Annotated in this window: 22 protein-coding genes, 2 tRNA genes and 1 pseudogene; 11 read left to right on the plus strand and 14 right to left on the minus strand. The window is 71.5% G+C overall.

From position 1 onward, the window contains the following. Window positions 1-61: 61 nt before the first annotated feature. Window positions 62-1792 (plus strand): FAD-binding dehydrogenase, encoded by a 1731-nt coding sequence (locus tag LOK55_RS11635; protein WP_229935490.1) that lies wholly within the window; start codon window positions 62-64, stop codon window positions 1790-1792. 76 nt (window positions 1793-1868) lie between these two features. On the opposite strand, the gene LOK55_RS11640 is transcribed toward LOK55_RS11635, so the two are convergent. Further along, on the minus strand, window positions 1869-2537 hold the full coding sequence (locus LOK55_RS11640) for a hypothetical protein (protein ID WP_229935491.1): 669 nt from the start codon (window positions 2535-2537) through the stop codon (window positions 1869-1871). A gap of 168 nt (window positions 2538-2705) precedes the next feature. Between LOK55_RS11640 and LOK55_RS11645 the strand changes: the two genes are divergently transcribed. Further along, window positions 2706-3572, plus strand: coding sequence for an acyl-CoA thioesterase II (locus LOK55_RS11645; protein WP_229935506.1), 867 nt, complete (start codon window positions 2706-2708; stop codon window positions 3570-3572). Here LOK55_RS11645 and LOK55_RS11650 read toward each other — a convergent pair. From LOK55_RS11650 to LOK55_RS11665, 4 genes are read right to left on the minus strand one after another with little or no spacing between them, the layout of a single operon-like run. Continuing rightward, on the minus strand, window positions 3559-4020 hold the full coding sequence (locus LOK55_RS11650) for a thioesterase family protein (RefSeq protein WP_229935492.1): 462 nt from the start codon (window positions 4018-4020) through the stop codon (window positions 3559-3561). The genes LOK55_RS11645 and LOK55_RS11650 overlap by 14 nt on opposite strands. A gap of 4 nt (window positions 4021-4024) precedes the next feature. Next, window positions 4025-5704, minus strand: coding sequence for an energy-dependent translational throttle protein EttA (gene ettA, locus LOK55_RS11655; RefSeq protein WP_141380015.1), 1680 nt, complete (start codon window positions 5702-5704; stop codon window positions 4025-4027). A gap of 49 nt (window positions 5705-5753) precedes the next feature. After that, on the minus strand, window positions 5754-6239 hold the full coding sequence (locus LOK55_RS11660; protein WP_229935493.1) for a hypothetical protein: 486 nt from the start codon (window positions 6237-6239) through the stop codon (window positions 5754-5756). Window positions 6240-6297: 58 nt separating this feature from the next. After that, a complete protein-coding gene (locus LOK55_RS11665; protein ID WP_229935494.1) occupies window positions 6298-6888 on the minus strand; it encodes a single-stranded DNA-binding protein in 591 nt (196 codons plus the stop codon). A gap of 226 nt (window positions 6889-7114) precedes the next feature. Between LOK55_RS11665 and LOK55_RS11670 the strand changes: the two genes are divergently transcribed. Continuing rightward, window positions 7115-7363 carry a DNA mismatch repair protein gene (locus tag LOK55_RS11670; protein WP_141380019.1) on the plus strand — a complete coding sequence of 83 codons (249 nt, stop codon included), beginning with the start codon at window positions 7115-7117 and terminating at the stop codon, window positions 7361-7363. Between the two features lie 125 nt (window positions 7364-7488). On the opposite strand, the gene LOK55_RS11675 is transcribed toward LOK55_RS11670, so the two are convergent. Further along, window positions 7489-8910, minus strand: a complete 1422-nt coding sequence (locus LOK55_RS11675) for a PLP-dependent aminotransferase family protein (RefSeq protein ID WP_229935495.1) — start codon at window positions 8908-8910, stop codon at window positions 7489-7491. A 61-nt stretch (window positions 8911-8971) separates the two neighbouring features. On the opposite strand from LOK55_RS11675, the gene LOK55_RS11680 reads away from it, so the two are divergent. Further along, window positions 8972-9580, plus strand: a complete 609-nt coding sequence (locus tag LOK55_RS11680) for a YitT family protein (RefSeq protein WP_196324786.1) — start codon at window positions 8972-8974, stop codon at window positions 9578-9580. Here the strand turns inward: LOK55_RS11680 and LOK55_RS11685 are convergent. Both LOK55_RS11685 and LOK55_RS11690 read right to left on the minus strand, forming a co-directional pair. After that, on the minus strand, window positions 9567-9776 hold the full coding sequence (locus LOK55_RS11685; protein ID WP_229935496.1) for a methyltransferase: 210 nt from the start codon (window positions 9774-9776) through the stop codon (window positions 9567-9569). The genes LOK55_RS11680 and LOK55_RS11685 overlap by 14 nt on opposite strands. Window positions 9777-9871: 95 nt before the next feature. Beyond that, window positions 9872-9943, minus strand: a tRNA-Arg gene (locus tag LOK55_RS11690). A 60-nt stretch (window positions 9944-10003) separates the two neighbouring features. On the opposite strand from LOK55_RS11690, the gene orn reads away from it, so the two are divergent. From orn to LOK55_RS11715, 5 genes are all read left to right on the plus strand, one after another. Continuing rightward, entirely contained in the window at window positions 10004-10627 is a 624-nt protein-coding gene (gene orn / locus LOK55_RS11695) for an oligoribonuclease (RefSeq protein ID WP_141380024.1), read from the plus strand. Between the two features lie 34 nt (window positions 10628-10661). Further along, window positions 10662-10737: transfer RNA gene (locus tag LOK55_RS11700), tRNA-His, on the plus strand. 34 nt (window positions 10738-10771) lie between these two features. Then, window positions 10772-11122: a metallopeptidase family protein gene (locus LOK55_RS11705; protein WP_229935497.1), complete on the plus strand. Its 351-nt coding sequence runs from the start codon at window positions 10772-10774 to the stop codon at window positions 11120-11122. Then, window positions 11119-11403 carry an ATP-dependent Clp protease adapter ClpS gene (gene clpS, locus LOK55_RS11710; protein WP_141380027.1) on the plus strand — a complete coding sequence of 95 codons (285 nt, stop codon included), beginning with the start codon at window positions 11119-11121 and terminating at the stop codon, window positions 11401-11403. The genes LOK55_RS11705 and clpS overlap by 4 nt, the downstream gene beginning before the upstream one ends. Beyond that, complete coding sequence (locus LOK55_RS11715) at window positions 11400-11900, plus strand: DUF2017 family protein (protein ID WP_229935498.1); 501 nt, start codon at window positions 11400-11402, stop codon at window positions 11898-11900. The genes clpS and LOK55_RS11715 overlap by 4 nt, the downstream gene beginning before the upstream one ends. Before the next feature lie 74 nt (window positions 11901-11974). Here LOK55_RS11715 and LOK55_RS11720 read toward each other — a convergent pair whose 3' ends face one another. The 6 genes from LOK55_RS11720 to gatC all read right to left on the minus strand — a co-directional run bounded on the left by LOK55_RS11720 (window position 11975) and on the right by gatC (window position 17734). After that, on the minus strand, window positions 11975-12574 hold the full coding sequence (locus tag LOK55_RS11720) for a hypothetical protein (protein WP_229935499.1): 600 nt from the start codon (window positions 12572-12574) through the stop codon (window positions 11975-11977). Then, window positions 12555-12881, minus strand: coding sequence for a hypothetical protein (locus LOK55_RS11725; RefSeq protein WP_141380031.1), 327 nt, complete (start codon window positions 12879-12881; stop codon window positions 12555-12557). The genes LOK55_RS11720 and LOK55_RS11725 overlap by 20 nt, the downstream gene beginning before the upstream one ends. Before the next feature lie 130 nt (window positions 12882-13011). Continuing rightward, a complete protein-coding gene (locus LOK55_RS11730) occupies window positions 13012-14283 on the minus strand; it encodes a DNA polymerase IV (RefSeq protein WP_229935500.1) in 1272 nt (423 codons plus the stop codon). A 99-nt stretch (window positions 14284-14382) separates the two neighbouring features. Continuing rightward, window positions 14383-15912, minus strand: a complete 1530-nt coding sequence (gatB, locus tag LOK55_RS11735; protein WP_229935501.1) for an Asp-tRNA(Asn)/Glu-tRNA(Gln) amidotransferase subunit GatB — start codon at window positions 15910-15912, stop codon at window positions 14383-14385. After that, complete coding sequence (gatA, locus tag LOK55_RS11740; protein ID WP_229935502.1) at window positions 15912-17438, minus strand: Asp-tRNA(Asn)/Glu-tRNA(Gln) amidotransferase subunit GatA; 1527 nt, start codon at window positions 17436-17438, stop codon at window positions 15912-15914. The genes gatB and gatA overlap by 1 nt, the downstream gene beginning before the upstream one ends. Then, on the minus strand, window positions 17435-17734 hold the full coding sequence (gene gatC, locus LOK55_RS11745; RefSeq protein WP_229935503.1) for an Asp-tRNA(Asn)/Glu-tRNA(Gln) amidotransferase subunit GatC: 300 nt from the start codon (window positions 17732-17734) through the stop codon (window positions 17435-17437). Before gatC ends, gatA begins: the two co-directional genes overlap by 4 nt. 85 nt (window positions 17735-17819) lie before the next feature. Between gatC and LOK55_RS11750 the strand changes: the two genes are divergently transcribed. Together LOK55_RS11750 and LOK55_RS14300 are read left to right on the plus strand one after the other, a co-directional pair. Beyond that, window positions 17820-19523, plus strand: coding sequence for a long-chain-fatty-acid--CoA ligase (locus tag LOK55_RS11750; protein ID WP_229935504.1), 1704 nt, complete (start codon window positions 17820-17822; stop codon window positions 19521-19523). A gap of 282 nt (window positions 19524-19805) precedes the next feature. Beyond that, window positions 19806-19910, plus strand: a pseudogene (locus LOK55_RS14300) (IS481 family transposase); the annotation flags it as partial.

Below are 19910 nucleotides of genomic sequence, written 5' to 3' on the forward strand. Positions count from 1 at the left end.
TCCTCCCCGCACCGCCTCTTCGGATCAGCCCCGGACCACCCCTCGCGACGAAGGAGTCGTCATGGCAGCTCGCTCCGCCTCGAACAGCGCGTCCAACAGCGCATCCCCCCGGGCCTCGCGACAGAACGCGAGCCGCGCCGCGCACCGCGCCGACGTGCTCGTGATCGGCTGGGGCCTCGCCGGTCTCGTCGCCGCCGCCGAGGCCGCCGCCGCCGGCAAGACCGTCGTGATCGTCGACCAGGAGCCGCGGACGAACCTCGGCGGGCAGGCATTCTGGTCGTTCGGCGGGCTCTTCTTCATCGACTCGCCCGAGCAGCGGCGCATGGGCATCCGCGACTCGATCGAGCTCGCCCGGCAGGACTGGTTCGACACGGCCGGATTCGACCGCGACGACGACCTGTGGCCGCGCCGCTGGGCCGAGGCCTACCTCGACTTCGCCCACGGCGAGAAGCGCGCCTGGCTGCGCGAGAAGGGCGTCGGGTTCTTCCCCGTGGTGGGCTGGGCGGAGCGCGGCGGCTACACCGCGACGGGCCCCGGCAACTCGGTGCCGCGCTTCCACATCACGTGGGGCACCGGACCGGGCCTCGTCGCCCCGTTCCAGGCGGCCGTGGAGCAGGCCGAGGCGGAGGGGCGCCTGACGATCCTCCCCCGCCACCGCGTCACCGCGCTGACCACCGCGGACGGCACCGTCACGGGCGCCGCCGGCGACGTGCTGGCCGCCTCCGACGCCGTGCGGGGCGCCCCGAGCTCGCGCGAGGTGGTCGGCGAGTTCGAGATCGCGGCGGCGGCCACCGTCGTCTCGTCCGGCGGCATCGGCGGCAACCACGACCTCGTGCGCCGGCAGTGGCCGGCGCGACTCGGCACTCCGCCGGAGCACATGATCACCGGGGTCCCCGCCTACGTCGACGGGTCGATGCAGCCCGTCACCGCGGCGGCGGGGGCGCGTCTGATCAACGGCGACCGCATGTGGCACTACGTCGAAGGCATCCAGAACTGGGATCCGATCTGGCCGGGCCACGGCATCCGCATCCTGCCCGGCCCGTCGTCGATCTGGCTGGATGCCACGGGCGCGCGCCTGCCCGTGCCGCTCTTCCCCGGCTTCGACACGCTCGGCACGCTCGCGCACCTGCGGCAGACCGGGCACGACCACTCGTGGTTCGTGCTGTCGCAGAAGATCGTCGAGAAGGAGTTCACCCTCTCGGGCAGCGAGCAGAACCCCGACCTCACCGGCAAGGACCTGCCGCTCCTCGTGCGCTCACGGCTCGGCAAGGGGGCGGCGGGGCCCGTGCAGGCGTTCCTCGACCACGGCGCGGACTTCGTCGTGCGGCGGACGCTCGACGAGCTGATCGACGGGATGCGCGCCCTGCCCGGCGGCGACGCGCTCGACGGCGCCCGCGTGCGCCGCGAGGTGGAGGCGCGCGACCGCGAGATGGACAACGATTTCACGAAGGACGCGCAGGTCGCCATGCTGCGCTCGGCACGGGCGTATCGCGGCGACAAGCTCATCCGTACCGCGGCGCTGCACCGCATCCTCGATCCGGCCGCGGGGCCGCTCATCGCCGTGAAGCTGCACGTGCTCACCCGCAAGTCGCTCGGCGGCATCGAGACCGATCTGTCGGGCCGGGCGCTCGGGGCGGGCGGCTCCCCCGTGCCGGGTCTGTACGCCGCCGGCGAGGCGGCGGGGTTCGGCGGTGGCGGCGTGCACGGGTACCGGGCGCTGGAGGGGACCTTCGTCGGCGGATGCCTGTTCTCTGGGCGCGTCGCCGGGCGCGCGGCGGCGGCCGCTGTCTGACGGCGGTGGTGGCCGCGGCGTGGTGACGACGGCGGTGCGCTGGCGGCGGCGGCGCTGCCCACACCGGGCCGCGGAGTCAGCTCGCGCCGGTGGCGCGGACGGCGGTGAGTCCCGACCGGACCGTGCCGCGGGTGAGCACGTGCCCGCGCGCGAGGCTGACGCGCGTCCAGGGGCCGTTCCGGCGCACGACCGCCTGCTCCTCGCTGGCAATGAACCCGAGGGCCAACGCGGCGAACGCGACGCCGAGCGGCAGGCCGGCGAGCGGCTCGTCGGCGGCGCCCCAGATCGCCGCGCGCACGGCGTGCACGGCATCGTCACCGGCATCCTTCGGCACCGCTTCGGCGACCGCGGCGATGCCCCACTGGGCGCGCTCGGCGAGGAGCGCCGCGGCGATCGCGCCGTCATCGGTCCAGCCGGCGCGCGGCGGCGACACCCCGGCCCAGGTCGCCGTGACCGCGGCATCCGGCAGCTGCAGCGCCGCCGGGTCGTCCGAGGCCGTGAGCCCCTCCGCCGGCACGACGAGGTCGCACACGAGTTCGGGGTCGACCCGCACCGCGCGCATGCCGAGCACGGTGGGCGTCGATTCGAGGAGCGTCCGCGGCGCGAGTGGGGCGGCCGAGGCGAGCAGCGTGCCGCCGGTCGCCTTCAGCCGGACTGCGCCGTCACCGAGCCGCGCGGCCCGGGCGGAGAAGGTGAGCACGTCCGCCGCGGTGGGCGCATCGGGGAAGATCAGGCGTTGCGACATCCGCCCTAAACTATCAAGCGACCGCGCCGCCCCGGCGGCCGGCGGTCACCCCGCGATGACAGGAGCCTCGTGCGCGAACACGCCCCGGCCGCTCGACACGGCTCGCCCGAAGAACCCACCGCCTCGGATGCTGCCGCCATCCCCGTGATCACCGACCCGGTCAGCGTCATGCTCGACGTGCTGAACCTCGACTCGGGCGCGGCGCGCACCACCGAAGACATCTTCACGGGGGTGTCGCAGCCCATGCCGACCGGGCGCATCTTCGGCGGCCAAGTGCTCGCGCAGGCGATCATCGCCGCCGACCGCACCACCGACGACGACCGCGTGCCGCACTCGATGCACGGCTACTTCCTGCGCCCGGGTGACGCGTCCACGGGGCTCACGCTCGCCGTCGAGCGCATCCACGACGGCCGCTCGTTCTCGACGCGCCGCACGCAGGCTTACCAGCACGGGGTGCCGATCTTCTCGATGATCTCGTCGTTCGAGCGCGAAGACCCCGGCCTCGAGCACCAGACTCCCGCGCCGGAGGGCGTGCTCTCGCCCGAGGAGGCACTCGAGCGCTCCGGCGCCTCGCGCCTGCACCCGCTCTCGCGACGACTGCTCGACGACAGCCCGATCGAGGTCGTGCACGCCGACGGCGCGATCTACGACCGGGTGCCCGGGGCGCACGTGCCCCGACAGGACGTGTGGATGCGCACGCGCCGCGGGATCGGCGACGATCCCGCGCTGCACCGTGCGGTGCTCGCCTACATGAGCGACCTCACGATCCAGGAGTCGGTGCTGCGCGCACACGGCGTGGCCTGGTCGCAGCCGGGTCTCAAGGTCGCGAGCCTCGATCACGCGATGTGGTGGCACCGGCGTGCGCGCGTGGACGAGTGGCTGCTCTATGCGCAGGAGTCGCCGAGCGCGCGCGGCGGGCGCGGGCTCGCGACGGGCCGCATCTTCACCCGCGAGGGCGAGCTGATCGCCACGGTCGCGCAGGAGATCATGGTGCGCGTGCCCGACGCGGACGGCTCGGGCGTCAGCGCCGGCTGAACGCGATCGGCTCGCCGACGTAGGGCGCCCACGCCGCGCGCATCTGCTCGCTGAGGCGAACGGGACGGAAGGTCTCCGCGTCGACGAGCACGACGGCAGAGGATGCCCGGGCGTAGAGCTTCTGCTCGGCATCGGTCGCAGGGCTGTACACCTCGTAGCAGACCTCGACGCTCGATCCGCCGAGCTTGCCGAACCACATCTGCACGTCGAGCGGGTCGCGCCGGTACGGCACCGGGGCGAGGTACTCGATCTCCTGCCGTGCGATGAGGGTCAGCTCACGGGCATCCAGCCCCGCCTCGATCACCGCGGTGTCGGGCGCCTCCTCGCCGACGATCGGCGACCAGAAGACGCGCACGCGCGCTTCTTCGAGCAGCTTCAGCATCGTCGCGTTGTTGACGTGGTTGAACGCGTCGAGGTCGCCCCAGCGGAGGTGGATGGGGACGTGCATCCGTTCAGTCACGCGTGAGCTTCCGGTGCGTCGAGCGGTGCGGGTTCGCGGCGTCGGGGCCGAGACGCTCGATCTTGTTCGCCTCGTACGCCTCGAAGTTGCCCTCGAACCAGTACCACTTGTCGGGCTCCTCGTCGGTGCCCTCGTAGGCGAGGATGTGCGTCGCGATGCGGTCGAGGAACCACCGGTCGTGGGTGATGACCACGGCGCAGCCGGGGAACTCGAGCAGGGCGTTCTCGAGCGAGGAGAGCGTCTCGACGTCGAGGTCGTTGGTCGGCTCGTCGAGGAGGAGCAGGTTGCCGCCCTCCTTCAGGGTGAGCGCGAGGTTCAGGCGGTTGCGCTCACCACCGGAGAGCACGCCGGCCTTCTTCTGCTGGTCGGGGCCCTTGAAGCCGAACTTCGACACGTAGGCGCGCGAGGGGATCTCGGTCTTGCCGACCGTGATGATGTCGAGCCCGTCGGAGACGACCTCCCAGAGCGTCTTCTGCGGGTCGATGTTGGCGCGGCTCTGGTCGACGTAGCTGATCTTGACCGTCTCGCCGACCTTGAGGTCGCCGCCGTCGAGCGGCTCGAGCCCGACGATCGTCTTGAACAGGGTCGTCTTTCCGACGCCGTTCGGGCCGATGACGCCGACGATGCCGTTCGGCGGCAGGCTGAAGCTGAGCCCGTCGATGAGGGAGCGGTCGCCGAAGCCCTTCTGCAGCTTCTTCGCCTCGATGACCACGCTGCCCAGGCGCGGGCCGGCGGGGATCTGGATCTCCTCGAAGTCGAGCTTGCGCGTGCGCTCGGCCTCGGCGGCCATCTCCTCGTAGCGCTGCAGACGGGCCTTCGACTTCGTCTGGCGGCCCTTCGCGGAGGAGCGGACCCACTCGAGCTCGTCCTTCAGTCGCTTGGCGAGCTTGGCGTCCTTCTTGCCCTGGATGTCGAGGCGCTCGGCCTTCTTCTCGAGATAGGTGGAGTAGTTGCCCTCGTAGCCGATGAGCCGGCCGCGGTCGACCTCGGCGATCCACTCGGCGACGTTGTCGAGGAAGTATCGGTCGTGGGTGATCGCGATGACCGCGCCCTTGTACGACTGCAGGTGCTGCTCGAGCCAGAGCACGCTCTCGGCGTCGAGGTGGTTGGTGGGCTCGTCGAGGAGAAGGAGGTCGGGCTTCTGCAGCAGGAGCTTCGCGAGCGCCACGCGGCGGCGCTCACCACCGGAGAGCTTGGTGACCGGCTCGTCACCCGCAGGCGTGCGCAGGGCATCCATCGCCTGCTCGAGCTGGGAGTCGAGGTCCCAGCCGTCGGCGGCGTCGATCTCCTCCTGCAGCACGCCCATCTCGGCCAGGAGCGCGTCGAAGTCGGCGTCGGGGTCGGCCATGAGCGCGGAGATCTCGTTGAACCGGTCGAGCTTGCCCTTGATCGCGACGCCGTCCTGGATGTTCTCCAGCACGGTCTTCGTCTCGTCGAGCTCGGGCTCCTGCATGAGGATGCCGACGGTGAAGCCCGGGGTCAGCTTCGCCTCGCCGTTGGAGGGTGTGTCGAGACCCGCCATGATCTTGAGGATCGTCGACTTTCCGGCGCCGTTGGGGCCGACCATGCCGATCTTCGCTCCCGGCAGGAACGACATCGTGACATCGTCGAGGATCAGCTTCTCGCCGACCGCTTTGCGGGCACGGACCATGGAGTAGATGTATTCGGCCATAACGGCCCAAGTCTACGCGGCGGGTCGCATCGGGAGCGCCACCCCGGTCTCACCAGTCGATGGGTCTCGTCTGGCCGATGAGGCACGTGCCGGCGGGCAGGAGCGGGAGGACGAGGGCCGTCGGCGCGGGCGTGGACGGGCCGACTTGGCCGACGAGGCACTCCCCCGCCCAGGCGACGGAGAACTGGATCGAATCGGCCGGGTTTCCCACGGTGGTGAGGTCGTTCGTCACCTGCATCTGCGCCTTCGGGAACCCCGCCGCCGCGAGCGCGTCGATGTAGGCCCGCCCCTGCACCCGCGCGTCGGTCGCGGCGACCTGATTCACGACCTGCGCGAACAGCGGCAGATTGTCCTGCGCGGAACCCTCGGGAACGAACACGGGCCCGGTCGGCGTCGGCGCGGCGGTCGGCGACGGCGACGCCGAGGTCTGCGTGGGCGACGGCGTGGGTGTGCAGGCGGCGAGCGCGAGCATGCCGGCCACGGCGAGGGCGCCGAACGCGGCGAGCCGGGACGAGACAGGGGCGGAGCGGCGCACCTCCGAAGTCTACGGGGAGAGCTTCCGGGTGAGCCGTGCGCCCCTGCGCGCGCGGCGCTCAGAACGGGGTCTCCTCCTCCGCACCGGGTGTCGCCCACGCGCCCCCGCCCGCGCCGACGAGCTCGGGCGACCGGGCGCCTTCGCTGCCGTGGTCGCTCTGCGCTCGGGGGTTCTCGACCTGCGCGGCGGCGTGGTCGCCGACGGCGTCGGGCGCGCCCTCGCCGGGCACACGCGTCGCCCAGTCGTCGGGCGCGCTGCTCGCCCGATCGTCGGCCACGGGGGCTTCGGACTGCGCCCCGCGTCCGTCCTTGACGAACGTCGCGACGCCGAACATCAGGTCGGGACCGATGCTCGTCGCTTCGAGGTCGACGCTCGTGCCCGACTTGCCGTTCGCCTCCCAGCTGCGCACCTTGAGCTTGCCCGACAGGATGACGCGCTGCCCCTTCTCGAGCGACGCGTACGCGTGCTCGGCGAGCTTGCGGAAGACCGAGACGCTGTAGAAGTTCGTGTGCACGTCGGTCCACGTGCCGTTGTCGAAGCGACGCTCGGTGCTGGCGAGCCCGAACGTGACCATGGTGACCCCGCCCGAGACGGCGTGGCGCAGCGGCGATGAGGTGAGGTTGCCGGTGACGGCGATGAGATCTGACATGGCGGGCGTCCTTTCGTGAGCCGGGCCGCGGCCGTTCCGCGGCTCCTGCTCCGGCACCCGCGTGCCCATCCGGGTGCCGGAGCACGCTCAGCTTGGCGGCGGCGCGGGTGCGTGCGGAGTCCGGAACGTCGAAATGTGGATGGATCGCGAGATTGCGCGATTGGGGAGGAGGCGATGACAACGCGATGTCGGAGGTCGTATCTATGTTCGATACAGGAGGCAGCAGATGATTCTCACGACACAGAACGGTCCCGCCGTCGGGGTGCGCGGCGTGACACTGCGCGCGGTATCCGACAAAAGATGGCGCGTGCTCGACCGCACGGGCCGGGTGATCGGGCACCTGCGCGCCGAGGCGCAGAGCACGGGCATCCGGTTCCACGCTGAACGCTTCGACCTGGCGTCGGCGCGACTGCGCCACCTCGGCGCGTTCTGGAGCGCCGACGAGGCGATCGACTGCCTGAGGTACCTGCGCTGAGGCCGGCACCGGTCGCCTCGCTGACGCCCGTTCGAGCCGAACGTGCTCCGTCCTCACGCGCCAGCGCCGGTCCCCGCACCCGCACCCGCGCCAGCCGCGCACCCACGTACCCGCGCGGCCGGGTGTCAGACGAGCGCGCCCATCGGTTCGACACTCGTCACGGGGGCCGCAGCGCGCACCTCTGGCCAGATCTGCGCGAGCACCGTGACTGCGCGGCGCAGGTCGGCCGCGGAGGCGGTGAACGGGATGCGCAGGTGCCGATCGTGCGCGCCGTCGACGGCGAACCGCGAACCCGCCGAGAGGAACACCCCGCGCGTCCGTGCCGCGAGCACCAGTCCCGAGCTGAGCGGCGCGTCGAGCTCGACCCACATGGCGACTCCCCCGTCCACGCGCGGAACGCGCCAGTCGGGCAGACGCTCGGCGAGCGCGTCCGCGAGCGCGTCGCGCCCGTCGCGCAGCAGGGCGGCGCGCTGGGCGAGCACGTCGGGCATCCGCTCGAGCACTCGCGCGGCGACGGCCTGCTCGAACTCGGGCGTTCCGAGGTCGCGCGAGGGCCGGGCGGCGACCAGGCGGTCGATGAGCGAGGCGTCGGCGCGGATCCACCCGATCCGCAGCCCGCCCCAGACGGTCTTGCCGAGCGAGCCGACGCGCACCACGGCGGTCGAGGCGAACGGTCCGGTGGCGCTCGCGCGCGCATCGTCGATCGCGAGCTCGGCGGTCGTCTCGTCGATGACGAGGATGGTCCCGGCGCGCTGTGCGGCGTCGGCGAAGACCGCCTCCTCGCTCAGCGTCATCGAGCGGCCGGTGGGATTCTGAAACCTCGGCATGAGATACGCCATGCGCGGCATGGCGCGCGCGTACGCCTGCGCCGCGCGGTCGAGGTCCCACCCGGCATCCGTCGTCACCGGCACACCCACGAGCCGCGCCCCCGCAGAGCGCAGCGCCTCGGCGGCGTGTGGGTAGGTCGGTGTCTCGATGAGAGCACGGTCGCCGCGGCGCAGGAGCGTCTGCGCCAGCAGGTGGATCGCCGATTGCGCCCCCGTGGTGATCGTCACCTCGTCGGGGGTCGTCGGCACGCCGGCCGCCGTGTAGCGGTCGGCGATCGCGGCGCGCAGCGCGAGCGCGCCCCGCGTCTCGTACCCCGCGCGGGCGACGAGCGTCGCCGCATCCGCAGCGACCTCGCTCATGACGCCGACGAGTCCCGGCCAGGCGGCGGGGCTCGCCTGCTGCAGGTCGATGTCCCCCTCCCCCGTGGCGACCTTCCCCGGTTCCCGACCGGGCTGCGGCAGGGTGACGCTCCCCGACCCGCGGAGGCTCTCGATGTGCCCGCTGTCGCGGAGGCTGCGGTAGGCCGTCGCGACGGTCGTCCTGCTGAGCCCGAGGGCGGCGGCGAGCTCGCGCTCGGCCGGAAGCGCCGTGCGCGCCGCGATGCGGTTGTCGAGACAGAGGAGGCGGATGCCGTCGGCGAGCGCCTCGTACGCGGGGTCGCGCGCGCGCCAGCCGCCGAGTGCGGTCGCGAGGGAGCGAGCGGTGATCCGGGAATCCATGCGGCCACGATAGTCCGATTGGACTGGTGCGCGAAGTCCAATTCTGCGGTGGAATGTCTCCATGCCGCAACGGGTCGTGCACCTCCTCGTCGGACTCGCCCTCTACGGGGCCGGGTGCGCGATCATGGTGCGCGCCGGCATCGGCCTCGATCCGTGGACGGTGTTCGCGCAAGGGGTGTCACTGCAGACCGGCATCGGGATCGGGTGGGTCACGAACATCGTCGGCTTCCTCGTTCTGCTGCTGTGGATCCCCCTGCGTCAGAAGCCGGGCGTCGGCACCCTCGCGAACATCCTGCTCGTCGGCACGAGCATGCAGGCGACGCTCGCCGTCTTTCCCGCGATCGACGGGTTCGCGCTGCAGGTGCTCGTGTTCCTCCTCGGCATGATGCTCGTCGCCGTCGCCTCGGGCCTGTACATCGGCGCCGACTTCGGTCCCGGCCCGCGTGACGGCCTCATGACGGGGCTGCGCGCACGCTTCGGCTGGCCGATCTGGGCGGCGCGGCTCGTCGTCGAGGCATCCGTTCTGCTCGCCGGCTGGCTGCTCGGCGGCTCCGTCGGCCTCGGCACGATCCTCTTCGCGCTCGGGATCGGTCCGCTCGTGCACCGCACACTTCCGCTGTTCGACCTGCGGCGCCGGCGCGACGCCCGCAGGACGGTCAGTGCTGCGTGAAGCGCGGCCAATCCGAACCCGGCGGCAGGTGCCCGTGCAGCGCGCTCTTGGCGACCTCCATCGTCGGGTAGGTGCCGACGCTCGCATCGGCTCCGGCGACGGTCGCGGTGTAGCCCTCGTCATCGCGTCGGATCGTGCCGACGACGTTGCCCTCCGGCCCGTAGGCGACCCAGAGGGCGGACGATACGGTGCTCATGGTGACTCCTCTCGTCACCGCCGACGCTACGCCGCACCCGTCCCCGGCGCCAGACCTGCGACGGGCCGCGCCCGCAACGAACGAGTCAGGATCGGTGCCCCCGGCAGGATTCGAACCTGCGACCAACGGATTAGAAGGCCGTCGCTCTTCCACTGAGCTACGGAGGCGCCCCTCCAGCGTAGTGCGCCCCGCCCGCCGCGTCGGGACCCCTCATTAGGATGATTCCCATGGTGAGTGCCGCTGAGAATGACCGTCTCGTCTGGATCGACTGCGAGATGACGGGCCTCGATCTCGAGGTCGACGAGCTCGTCGAGATCGCGATCGTCGTGACCGATTTCGACCTGAACGTGCTCGACCCGGGCTTCGAGATCGTGATCCGGCCCGACGACTCGGCGCTCGCGCACATGGGCGAATTCGTCACGAAGATGCACGAGACGTCGGGGCTGCTCGAGGAGATCCCGAACGGGGTGAGCGTCGCCGAGGCCGAGTTCGAGGCACTCGAGTACATCCAGCGCTTCGTTCCCGAGGGCAAGGCGCCGCTCGCCGGCAACACGATCGGCACCGATCGGATGTTCCTCGCGAAGTACATGCCGCGCATCGACCGATGGCTGCACTACCGCAACGTCGACGTGTCGAGCGTGAAAGAACTGTCGCGTCGCTGGTACCCGCGTGCCTACTTCAACGCCCCCGCGAAAGACGGCGGGCACCGGGCACTCGCCGACATCCGCGAGTCGATCCGCGAGCTCGCGTACTACCGTCAGGCGGTCTTCGTGCCCGAGCCGGGGCCCACCAGCGACGAAGCGCGCGAGGCCGCCGCCGAGGCGGTGTCATCGTACGCCTCCGAGGTGTAATACAATCGTCTGGTTGCCTGGAAACAGGCACATGGTGGCTATAGCTCAGTTGGTAGAGCACCGCGTTGTGGTCGCGGGGGTCGCGGGTTCAAGTCCCGTTAGCCACCCCACGGAACCCGCGGATTCTTCCGCCGGGAGGTTCGCATGATCGAGATGGATGCCGACGCGTTCGACGCGCTCGTCACCGATGAGCTCGACCGCCTGCCGGACGCGATGATCGAGGGCCTCGACAACGTCGTGTTCGTCGTCGAGGACCGCCCCGAGGACGGTTCGCTCGACCTGCTGGGCCTCTACGACGGGCTCGCCCTCACCGAGCGCGACCGCTACGGCGTCGGCGAACTGCCGGATCGCATCATCGTCTACCGCGAGCCGCACCTGGAGGTCTGCGAGAGCGTCGACGACCTGCGCGACGAGGTGCACACGACGCTCGTGCACGAGATCGCGCACTTCTACGGCATCGACGATGCGCGCCTGCACGAGCTGGGGTGGGCATGAGCCTCCCCCTCGAAGACATCCGCCTCGACGAGAGCGCCGCGACCGCGGGGCCGTGGCAGGCCGTCGTGTGGAACGACCCGGTGAACTTGATGAGCTACGTCGCCTACGTCTTCCGCACGTACTTCGGCTACTCGCGCGAACGCGCCGAGCAGCTCATGCTCGCCGTGCACCACGTCGGTCACGCGGTGGTCGCCGAGGGCGCCCGCGAACAGATGGAGCTGCACGTGCAGGCGATGCACGACTACGGCCTGTGGGCCACGGTACGGGAGGGCGGAGCATGACCCGGGTGCTGATGGAGATGTCGATCCTCGAGGCGGCGCACCTCACCGACCTCGTCGACCAGTTCGCCGAGCTCATCGCCGAGACGGTCGACAGCGACACGATCGACGACGACGAGGCCGTCGCCCGCCTCGTCCCCGACGCGTACCGTGACGACGACGCCGCGGCCGGCGAGTTCCGCCGGCTCACGCAGCACGACCTCCTCGACCGTCGCCGCGACGACGCGGCCCGCGTGCTCGAGACCCTCCGCCGGGACGGCGTGCGGCTGAGGCCCGACGAGGTGACGGATGCCGACGCGCACGCCGCGTTCGTCGTCGAGCTCGACGACCTCGCGGTGGCGGCGTGGCTGCGCACCCTCACCTCGGTGCGGCTCGTGATGGCGACCCGGCTGGGTGTCATCGACGACGATGACGGCGACCGGCCCGATGACCCCCGCTTCGGCGTCTACGACTGGCTCGGGTTCCGCCTCGAGGGTCTGCTGCAGGCACTCGAGAACTGACCCCGCGGGCCGGGCGACACTCGGCCCCGGCGACCGGTGATCAGGGCACGTCGACGATCAGGGCACGTCGACGATCAGGGCACGTCGACGATCAGGGTGGCGAGGCTCCTCGGATGGTCCCGCTCGAGATGGCTCCGCTCCTGCGCCGCCCAGCGCTCCCAGTGCGGACGGTAGGCATCCCCATCACGCGTGAGCGCGCGCTCGCGCCGCGCCGCCTCGGGAGAGTCCAGCCACACCCGGATCGGCGCGTACGCGGCGGATGCCTCGGTGAGCACCCCCGAGCCTTCGATGATCAGCGAGGCATCCGCTCGCGTCAGCCGCTCGTCGCCGGGCGCCGACCGCGCCCAGTCCCACCGCCGCCAGGCGGCATCGCGGCCTTCGCTCCACGGCACGAGGATCTGCGCGCGCGCCACCTCGGCGCCGGCAGCCAGGCCATCCCAGCCGGGATAGACGTCGTCGAGTGCAACGACCTCGACCGGACCGGCCCAGAGCTCGCGCAGCCGCGCGGCAAGGGTGGTCTTGCCCGCTCCGGACTGTCCGTCGATCAGCACCAAGGTCGGCGCACCGGAAGTCGCGCGGGCACCGACGGGCGCGAGCGCGTCGGCGGCCTCCCGCACGCGGCGGGCGGCCTCGTCGATCGCGGCGTCGAACCCGTCAGTGCTTCTTGAGGGCACGGATGATGCGGCTGAGCGCGCGACCGGCGACCCACACGAACGGGATGCCCACGGCGACGAGCGAGATGATGTTCGGCTCGAACCGCAGGTCGTCGCCCTTGCGGATGTAGGCGCCGACGGGGATCGCGACGCCACCGCCGCCTCCCCCGCTGCCGCCGCCCCCGGGCTCTTCGCCGGCACCGAAGCCCGACCACGTCAGTGCGACGGGGATGAGCCGCACGCCGTCGACGTCCTGCTGTTCGCCGTAGACGCTCGTGACGCCGATCGATGCGGTCTGCTTGCCGAGTTCGAGTGCGAGGTTGGGCATGTCTCCACCGTAGCCCCTGCACCGCCCGACCGCGACGGCCGGGCACGGCGACGCGGATGCGACGGCACCTCCGCGCGATCGGGCCGGGCTGGACGCGCGCCGGTGGTGCGATGGCCGCGCACCGGCGGCGCTAGCCTGCCGGCGGCGCGTCGGGTGGCAGGCGCGGGTTCGTGGGGAGCGCGCCGGTGTCGCGGCGCGGGCCCAGCACGCTCGCCCGGGTGACCACGCCGCCGCCGAACCGGGTGCGTGCGTCGTCGAGCGCCGCGTCGACGCGGCGCCAGTCCTCGTCGTCGTCCCACAGCGCCGCGATCGCGGCACCACCCGGGCGCAGCGTCTCGGCGCGCACGCCGATCAGCCGCACCGGCTGGGTGAGCTCGAGCGCGTCGAACAGCCCGATCGCGACGTCGCCGATCCGCTGCCCGACGTCGGTGGGTTCGGGGAGGCTCGACGCGCGCGAGAGGGTCGTGAAGTCGGCGTAGCGCAGCTTCAGCGCGATCGTGCGCGCCTCCCAGCCGCCACTGCGCAGACGCGCGGCGACGCGGTCGGCGAGCCGCCGCAGTTCACTGCGCAGCACCGCCGGGTCGGCGATGTCGTGAAGGAACGTCTCCTCGTGACCGATGCTCTTCTCGACGCGCTCGGTCTCGACCTCGCGCGGGTCCTGGCCGTGCGCCAACTGCCAGATGCGGGCGCCGCCGGCGGGCCCGAGCGCGCGCTCGATGACCCGCTCGGGAGTCGCGAGGATGTCGGCGACGAGACGGATGCCCCGTGCCTCGAGCGCCTCCGCCGCCTTCGGCCCGACGCCCCACAACGTCCGGACGGGAAGCCCCGCGAGGAAGACCTGCGTCTCGGGCTCGCTGACGATCAGCAGTCCGTCGGGTTTGGAGAGGGTCGAGGCGATCTTCGCGACGTGCTTCGTGGCGGCGACGCCGACGCTGCAGACGAGACCCGTCTCCGCGCGCACGCGCGCCCGCAGCATCCGCGCGATCTCCCCCGGCGAACCCCAGAGGCGTCGCGCCCCCGACACGTCGAGGAACGCCTCGTCGATCGACAGGGGTTCGACGAGCGGAGTGACGTCGTGGAAGATCGACATCACCTGGCGCGAGAGCGCGGAGTAGCGCTCGAAGTGCGGCGGCACGACGATCGCGTGCGGGCAGAGCCGGAGCGCCTGGGCGACGTTCATGGCCGAGCGCACCCCGAAGCGGCGCGCCTCGTAGGTCGCGCTCGAGACGACGCCACGGCCCTCCATCCCCCCGACGATCACGGCCTTGCCGGTCAGCGAGGGGTCGTCGAGCACCTCCACCGATGCGTAGAACGCGTCCATGTCGACGTGCAGGATGCGCGTGCCCGTGTCGTCGGCGTCGTCGGGCGACACCCGCCGCCCCGATCCGTCCCCGCGTCCCACGCATCCATTGTCGCGGATGCCTCCGACACCGGGGTCACCCGGGTCGGCCGGCCGGCGCGATCCGGGTGACCGGGGCCGGCGCCGACGCGGGGCGAGCGGCTACTGCGCGGCGCGCTCGAGGACGAGCTCGCGCACGCGCGCGGCATCCGCCTGCCCGCGCATCGCCTTCATGACGGCGCCGATGACCGCGCCTGCGGCCTGCACCTTGCCGTCGCGGATCTTCGCGAGGACGTCCGGCTGCGCGGCGAGGGCCTCGTCGATCGCGGCGATGAGCGCCCCGTCGTCCGAGACGACCGCGAGGCCACGGGCATCGACGACCTCCTGCGGGGTGCCCTCACCGGCGATGACGCCTTCGAGCACCTGGCGGGCCAGCTTGTCGGTGAGCGTTCCCGCGTCGACGAGCTGCTGAAGCGCGGCGACGGATGCCGGTGACACGAGCGATGCCGCGTCGACGCCCTCTGCGTTCGCGATGCGCGAGATCTCGCTCATCCACCACTTGCGGGCCGCGGCGGGCGCGGCGCCCGCGGCGACGGTCGCCTCGACCTCGTTCAGCAGCCCCGCGTTGACGACGCCCTGGAAGTCGATGTCGGCGAAGCCCCAGCTCTCCCTGAGCCGGCGCCGGCGCACGGCCGGCGGCTCGGGCAGCGCGGCGCGCAGGCTCTCGATGAGCTCGACGGGCGGCGCGACGGGCAGCAGGTCGGGCTCCGGGAAGTAGCGGTAGTCGTCGGCATCCGACTTCGGACGGCCGGGCGAGGTGCGTCCGGTGTCTTCGTGCCAGTGTCGGGTCTCTTGCGTGATCGAGCCGCCCGCGGCGAGGATGGCCGCCTGACGCTGGATCTCGTAGCGGACCGCTCGCTCGACCGACCGCATCGAGTTGACGTTCTTCGTCTCGGTGCGGGTGCCGAGCGGCGCCGCGGGCTCGCCGGGCAGGGCGCGCGGGCGCAGCGACACGTTCGCGTCGCAGCGGAGGTTGCCGCGCTCCATCCGCGCCTCGGAGATGCCGAGGCCGATGACGATGTCGCGGATCGCGCGTACGTACGCGGCGGCGAGCTCGGGTGCGCGGTGCTCGGCGCCGAAGATCGGCTTCGTGACGATCTCGACGAGCGGCACTCCGGCGCGGTTGTAGTCGACGAGCGAGTACTCGGCGCCCTGGATGCGGCCGGTGGCGCCACCCATGTGGGTGAGCTTTCCGGCATCCTCCTCCATGTGGGCACGCTCGATGGGCACCTCGAACCGGGTGCCGTCCTCGAGCTCGACCTCGACCTGACCCTCGAACGCGATCGGCTCGTCGTACTGGCTGATCTGGTAGTTCTTGCCGAGGTCGGGGTAGAAGTAGTTCTTGCGCGCGAACCGGCTCGACGGCGCGATCTCGCAGCCGAGCGCGAGCCCGAGCGAGATCGAGTAGCGCACGGCCGTCTCGTTGACGACGGGAAGCGACCCGGGAAGGCCCATGTCGACCGGCGCGACGAGGGTGTTGGGCGAGGCGCCGTGATTGCGCTCGTTGGCGGGATTGGCCGCGGCGGAGAACATCTTCGTCTCGGTGTTCAGCTCGACGTGCACCTCGAAGCCGAGCACGGGCTCGTAGCGCTCCAGCGCCTCGTCGAAGTCCATCAGTGCGTCCTTCGCCATCAGAGGTTCCCTCCCAGCCGGGGCGCGCGGTCGAGCAGCGGGCCGCCCCATGAGTCGACGAGCAGTGTCTCGAGCGCGGCGCCGACGCGGTACAGGCGGGCATCCTCCCGCGCGGGGGCGACGAACTGGATGCCGACGGGCAGGCCGTCTTCATCGGCGAGACCCGACGGGATCGAGATGCCCGGCACGCCGGCGAGGTTCACGGGGATCGTCGTGACGTCGTTGAGGTACATCTGGATCGGGTCGTCGACCTTCTCGCCGAGGCGGAACGCGGTGGTCGGCGCCGACGGCGTCGCGATCACGTCGACCTCCGCGAACGCGGCGTCGAGGTCGCGCTGGATGAGTGTGCGCACCTTCTGCGCGCTGCCGTAGTACGCGTCGTAGTAGCCCGCCGAGAGGGCGTAGGTGCCGAGGATGATGCGGCGCTTCACCTCGTCGCCGAAGCCGACCTCGCGCGAGCGCGCCATCACGTCTTCGACGGTGCCGCCGGGAACGTCGACGCGCAGACCGAAGCGCACCGAGTCGAACTTGGCGAGGTTGCTGGATGCCTCGGCGGGGAGGATCAGGTAATACGCCGCCACGCCGTATTCGAAGTGCGGCGCGCTGATCTCGACGATCTCGGCTCCGTGGGCTTCGAGCACGTCGAGCGAGGCGCGGAACGACGCCGACACGCCGGCCTGGAAGCCGGTGTCGGGGAGCTCGCGGATGACGCCGACCTTGAGGCCCTTGAGCACCTCTCCGGTCGCGCCTTCGCGCGCCGCCGCGGCGAACGAGGGCCAGCGGTCCTCGAGCGAGGTGGCGTCGTGCGGGTCGTGACCGCCGATCACGTCGTGCAGGAGTGCCGCGTCGAGCACGGTGCGCGCGACGGGGCCGACCTGGTCGAGCGAGGAGGCGAGGGCGATGGCGCCGTACCGGCTGACACCGCCGTAGGTCGGCTTCATGCCGACCGTGCCGGTGACGTGCGCGGGCTGACGGATCGAGCCGCCGGTGTCGGAGCCGAGCGCGATCGGCGCCTCGAAGGCGGCGACGGCGGCGGCCGAGCCGCCGCCCGAGCCGCCGGGGATGCGGTCGAGGTCCCACGGGTTGCGGGTCGGGCCGTAGGCCGAGTACTCGGTCGACGAGCCCATGGCGAACTCGTCCATGTTCGTCTTGCCGAGGGGCACGAGCCCCGCGGCGCGCGAGCGCGCGACGACGGTGGCGTCGTAGGGCGAGAGGAAGCCTTCGAGGATCTTCGACCCGCTGGTGGAGGGCATGTCGGTCGTGACGAGCACGTCCTTGATCGCGAGCGGCACACCGGCGAGCTCGCCGAGCTGCTCGCCCGCGGCGCGGCGCCGGTCGATGTCGGCAGCGACGTCGAGCGCGTGGTCGCTCACGTGCAGGAAGGCGTGCACGTCGCCGTCGACGGCGGCGATGCGGTCGAGGTGCGCCCGGGTGGCCTCGACGCTCGAGACCTCGCCGGCGGCGAGGCGCGCGGCCAGGTCGGCGGCGGTCAGACGGGTCAGGTCGCCGGTGGTGGATTCGCTCACTGTTCTTCTCCGAGGATCGCGGTGACCTTGAAACGGTCTTCCGTGGCATCCGGCGCGTTCTGCAGCACCTGCTCCACGGTCAGCATCTGACCGACGACGTCGGAGCGGAAGACGTTCTCGAGCGGGATCGGGTGGCTCGTCGCGGGGACGTCGGGGGTGGCGACCTCCGACACCTTGGCGACATTGTCGACGATCGCGGAGAGCTGACCGGTCAGGCGCTCCAACTCTTCGTCGCTCAGTGCGATCCGGGCCAGCACGCCGAGATGGCGCACGAGATCAGGGGTGATTTCAGACACCCGTCGATTCTAGTCGGCCGCCTTCCACTCCCCCGGCGCGTGCGGCTCCCCGACCGCGACCGGCCGCGCGGTTAGGCTGGCGGACGTGACCACGTACGACCCACCGCGCCCCTGGATCCGCAGCTACGCCGACGGGGTGCCCGCCGACCTCGCCCCCGTCACGGGGAACCTGCTCGACATCGTCGAGGCGTCGGCGAAGGACTATCCCGACGCGCCCGCGCTGCAGTTCTTCGGTCGCACGACGTCGTACCGCGAGCTGTCGGATGCCATCGCGCACGCCGCGGCGGCGCTGAAGGAACTCGGGGTGAGCAAGGGCGACACCGTCGCGATCGTGCTGCCGAACTGCCCGCAGCACATCGTCGCGTTCTACGCGATCCTGCGCCTGGGCGCGATCGCCATCGAGCACAACCCGCTCTACACGCCGCGGGAGCTGCGCAAGCAGTTCGAAGACCACGGCGCGAAGACGGCGATCGTGTGGAGCAAGGTCGTGCAGACGGTCCAGGACTTCCCGGCCGACCTCGCCGTGCCGAACCTCATCAGCGTCGATGTGACGAAGGCGATGCCCGTGTCGCTGCGGTTCGCCCTGCACCTTCCGATCGCGAAGGCGCGTCAGTCGCGCGCCGATCTGACGACGCGCACGACCGACGCGATCGCGTGGGAGAAGCTGCTGCAGGTGCCGCCGCTGCCGGCGTCGTACCCGAAGCCGCAGACCGACGACGTCGCCATCATCCAGTACACGAGCGGCACGACCGGGACGCCCAAGGGCGCCGTCCTGACGCACCGGAACCTGCTCGCCAACGCGCGGCAGGCGCAGGCCTGGACGCCGTCGATCGCGCGCGGCAACGGCTGCGTCGTGTACGCCGTGCTGCCGATGTTCCACGCGTACGGGTTGACGCTCTGTCTCACGTTCGCGATGTCGATCGGGGCGCGGCTCGTGCTCTTCCCCCGCTTCGAGCCGGCGATGGTGCTCGAGGTGACGAAGAAGCATCCGGCGACATTCCTGCCGCTCGTGCCGCCGATCGCGGACCGTCTGCTGAAGGCCGCGCAGGCCGAGGGCGTGTCGCTCGCGGGCACCGAGATCGCGATCTCGGGCGCGATGCCGCTGCCGCACGAGCTGGTGGTGCCGTTCGAGGCGGCGACGGGCGGCTATCTCGTCGAGGGGTACGGCCTCTCGGAGTGCTCGCCCGTGCTCATGGCGAACCCGGTCGCCGACAACCGCAAGCCGGGGACGGTGGGACTGCCGCTGCCGGGGACCGAATGCCGCGTGGTCGACCCGGACGAGCCTACGCGCGACGTGCCTGCGGGCGAGCGCGGTGAACTGGTGGTGCGGGGGCCGCAGGTGTTCCAGGGGTATTACGGCAAGCCCGAGGAGACCGAGGCGGCGTTCGCCGATGGGTGGTTCCGCACTGGTGACATCGTGCAGATCGACGACGACGGTTTCGTCCGCATCGTCGACCGCATCAAGGAGCTCATCATCACCGGCGGCTTCAATGTGGCGCCGACCGAGGTGGAGAACGCGCTGCGCCAGCATCCGCACGTGGTCGACGCGGCGGTCGTGGGGCTGCCGAGCGATCGGTCGGGTGAAGAGGTCGTCGCCGCGGTGGTGCTCGACGGGTCGGGCGAAGGGGATGCCTCGGAGATCCGCGAGTTCGTCCGCAGCATCCTCACGCCGTACAAGGTGCCGCGCCGCATCTTCATTGTCGATGAGCTGCCGAAGTCGCTCATCGGCAAGGTGATGCGTCGCCAGGTGCGCGACTCGCTGTTGCAGCTCACGCAGCCGGAGGGCTGAGTGAACGGGCGGCCGGCGGTCGTCTTCTGGGACTTCGACGGCACGCTCGCCCATCGTCCGGGTCTGTTCGGCGCGCGGCGGCCAATCTCCGCTCGGCGCGCGCGGCGTGCGCTGGCACGGCACTCTGAATAACGTGCCCGTCGATGGCCGCGAAACGACCCGCACCCGGTCCCGCTGCCGTCTAGCTGTACTTCCTCGGAAGGTTGTGAACGGGTGAGGTAGGCGAAGACCTCCGGGCAGGATGTGGGTTACCACACTCGCATCCTGACCACGGAGGTCTTCGTGTCTCACGCTAACGCGCCTTTGACGCCGGAAGGGCGTCGTCGTCTTGCTGTCCTCGTCGTGGATCGGGGCTGGTCGTTGCGGCGGGCAGCGGAACGGTTCCAG

Source organism: Microbacterium sp. F2E, from assembly GCF_020905435.1.
In the GTDB taxonomy this organism is placed as follows: domain Bacteria; phylum Actinomycetota; class Actinomycetes; order Actinomycetales; family Microbacteriaceae; genus Microbacterium; species Microbacterium lacticum.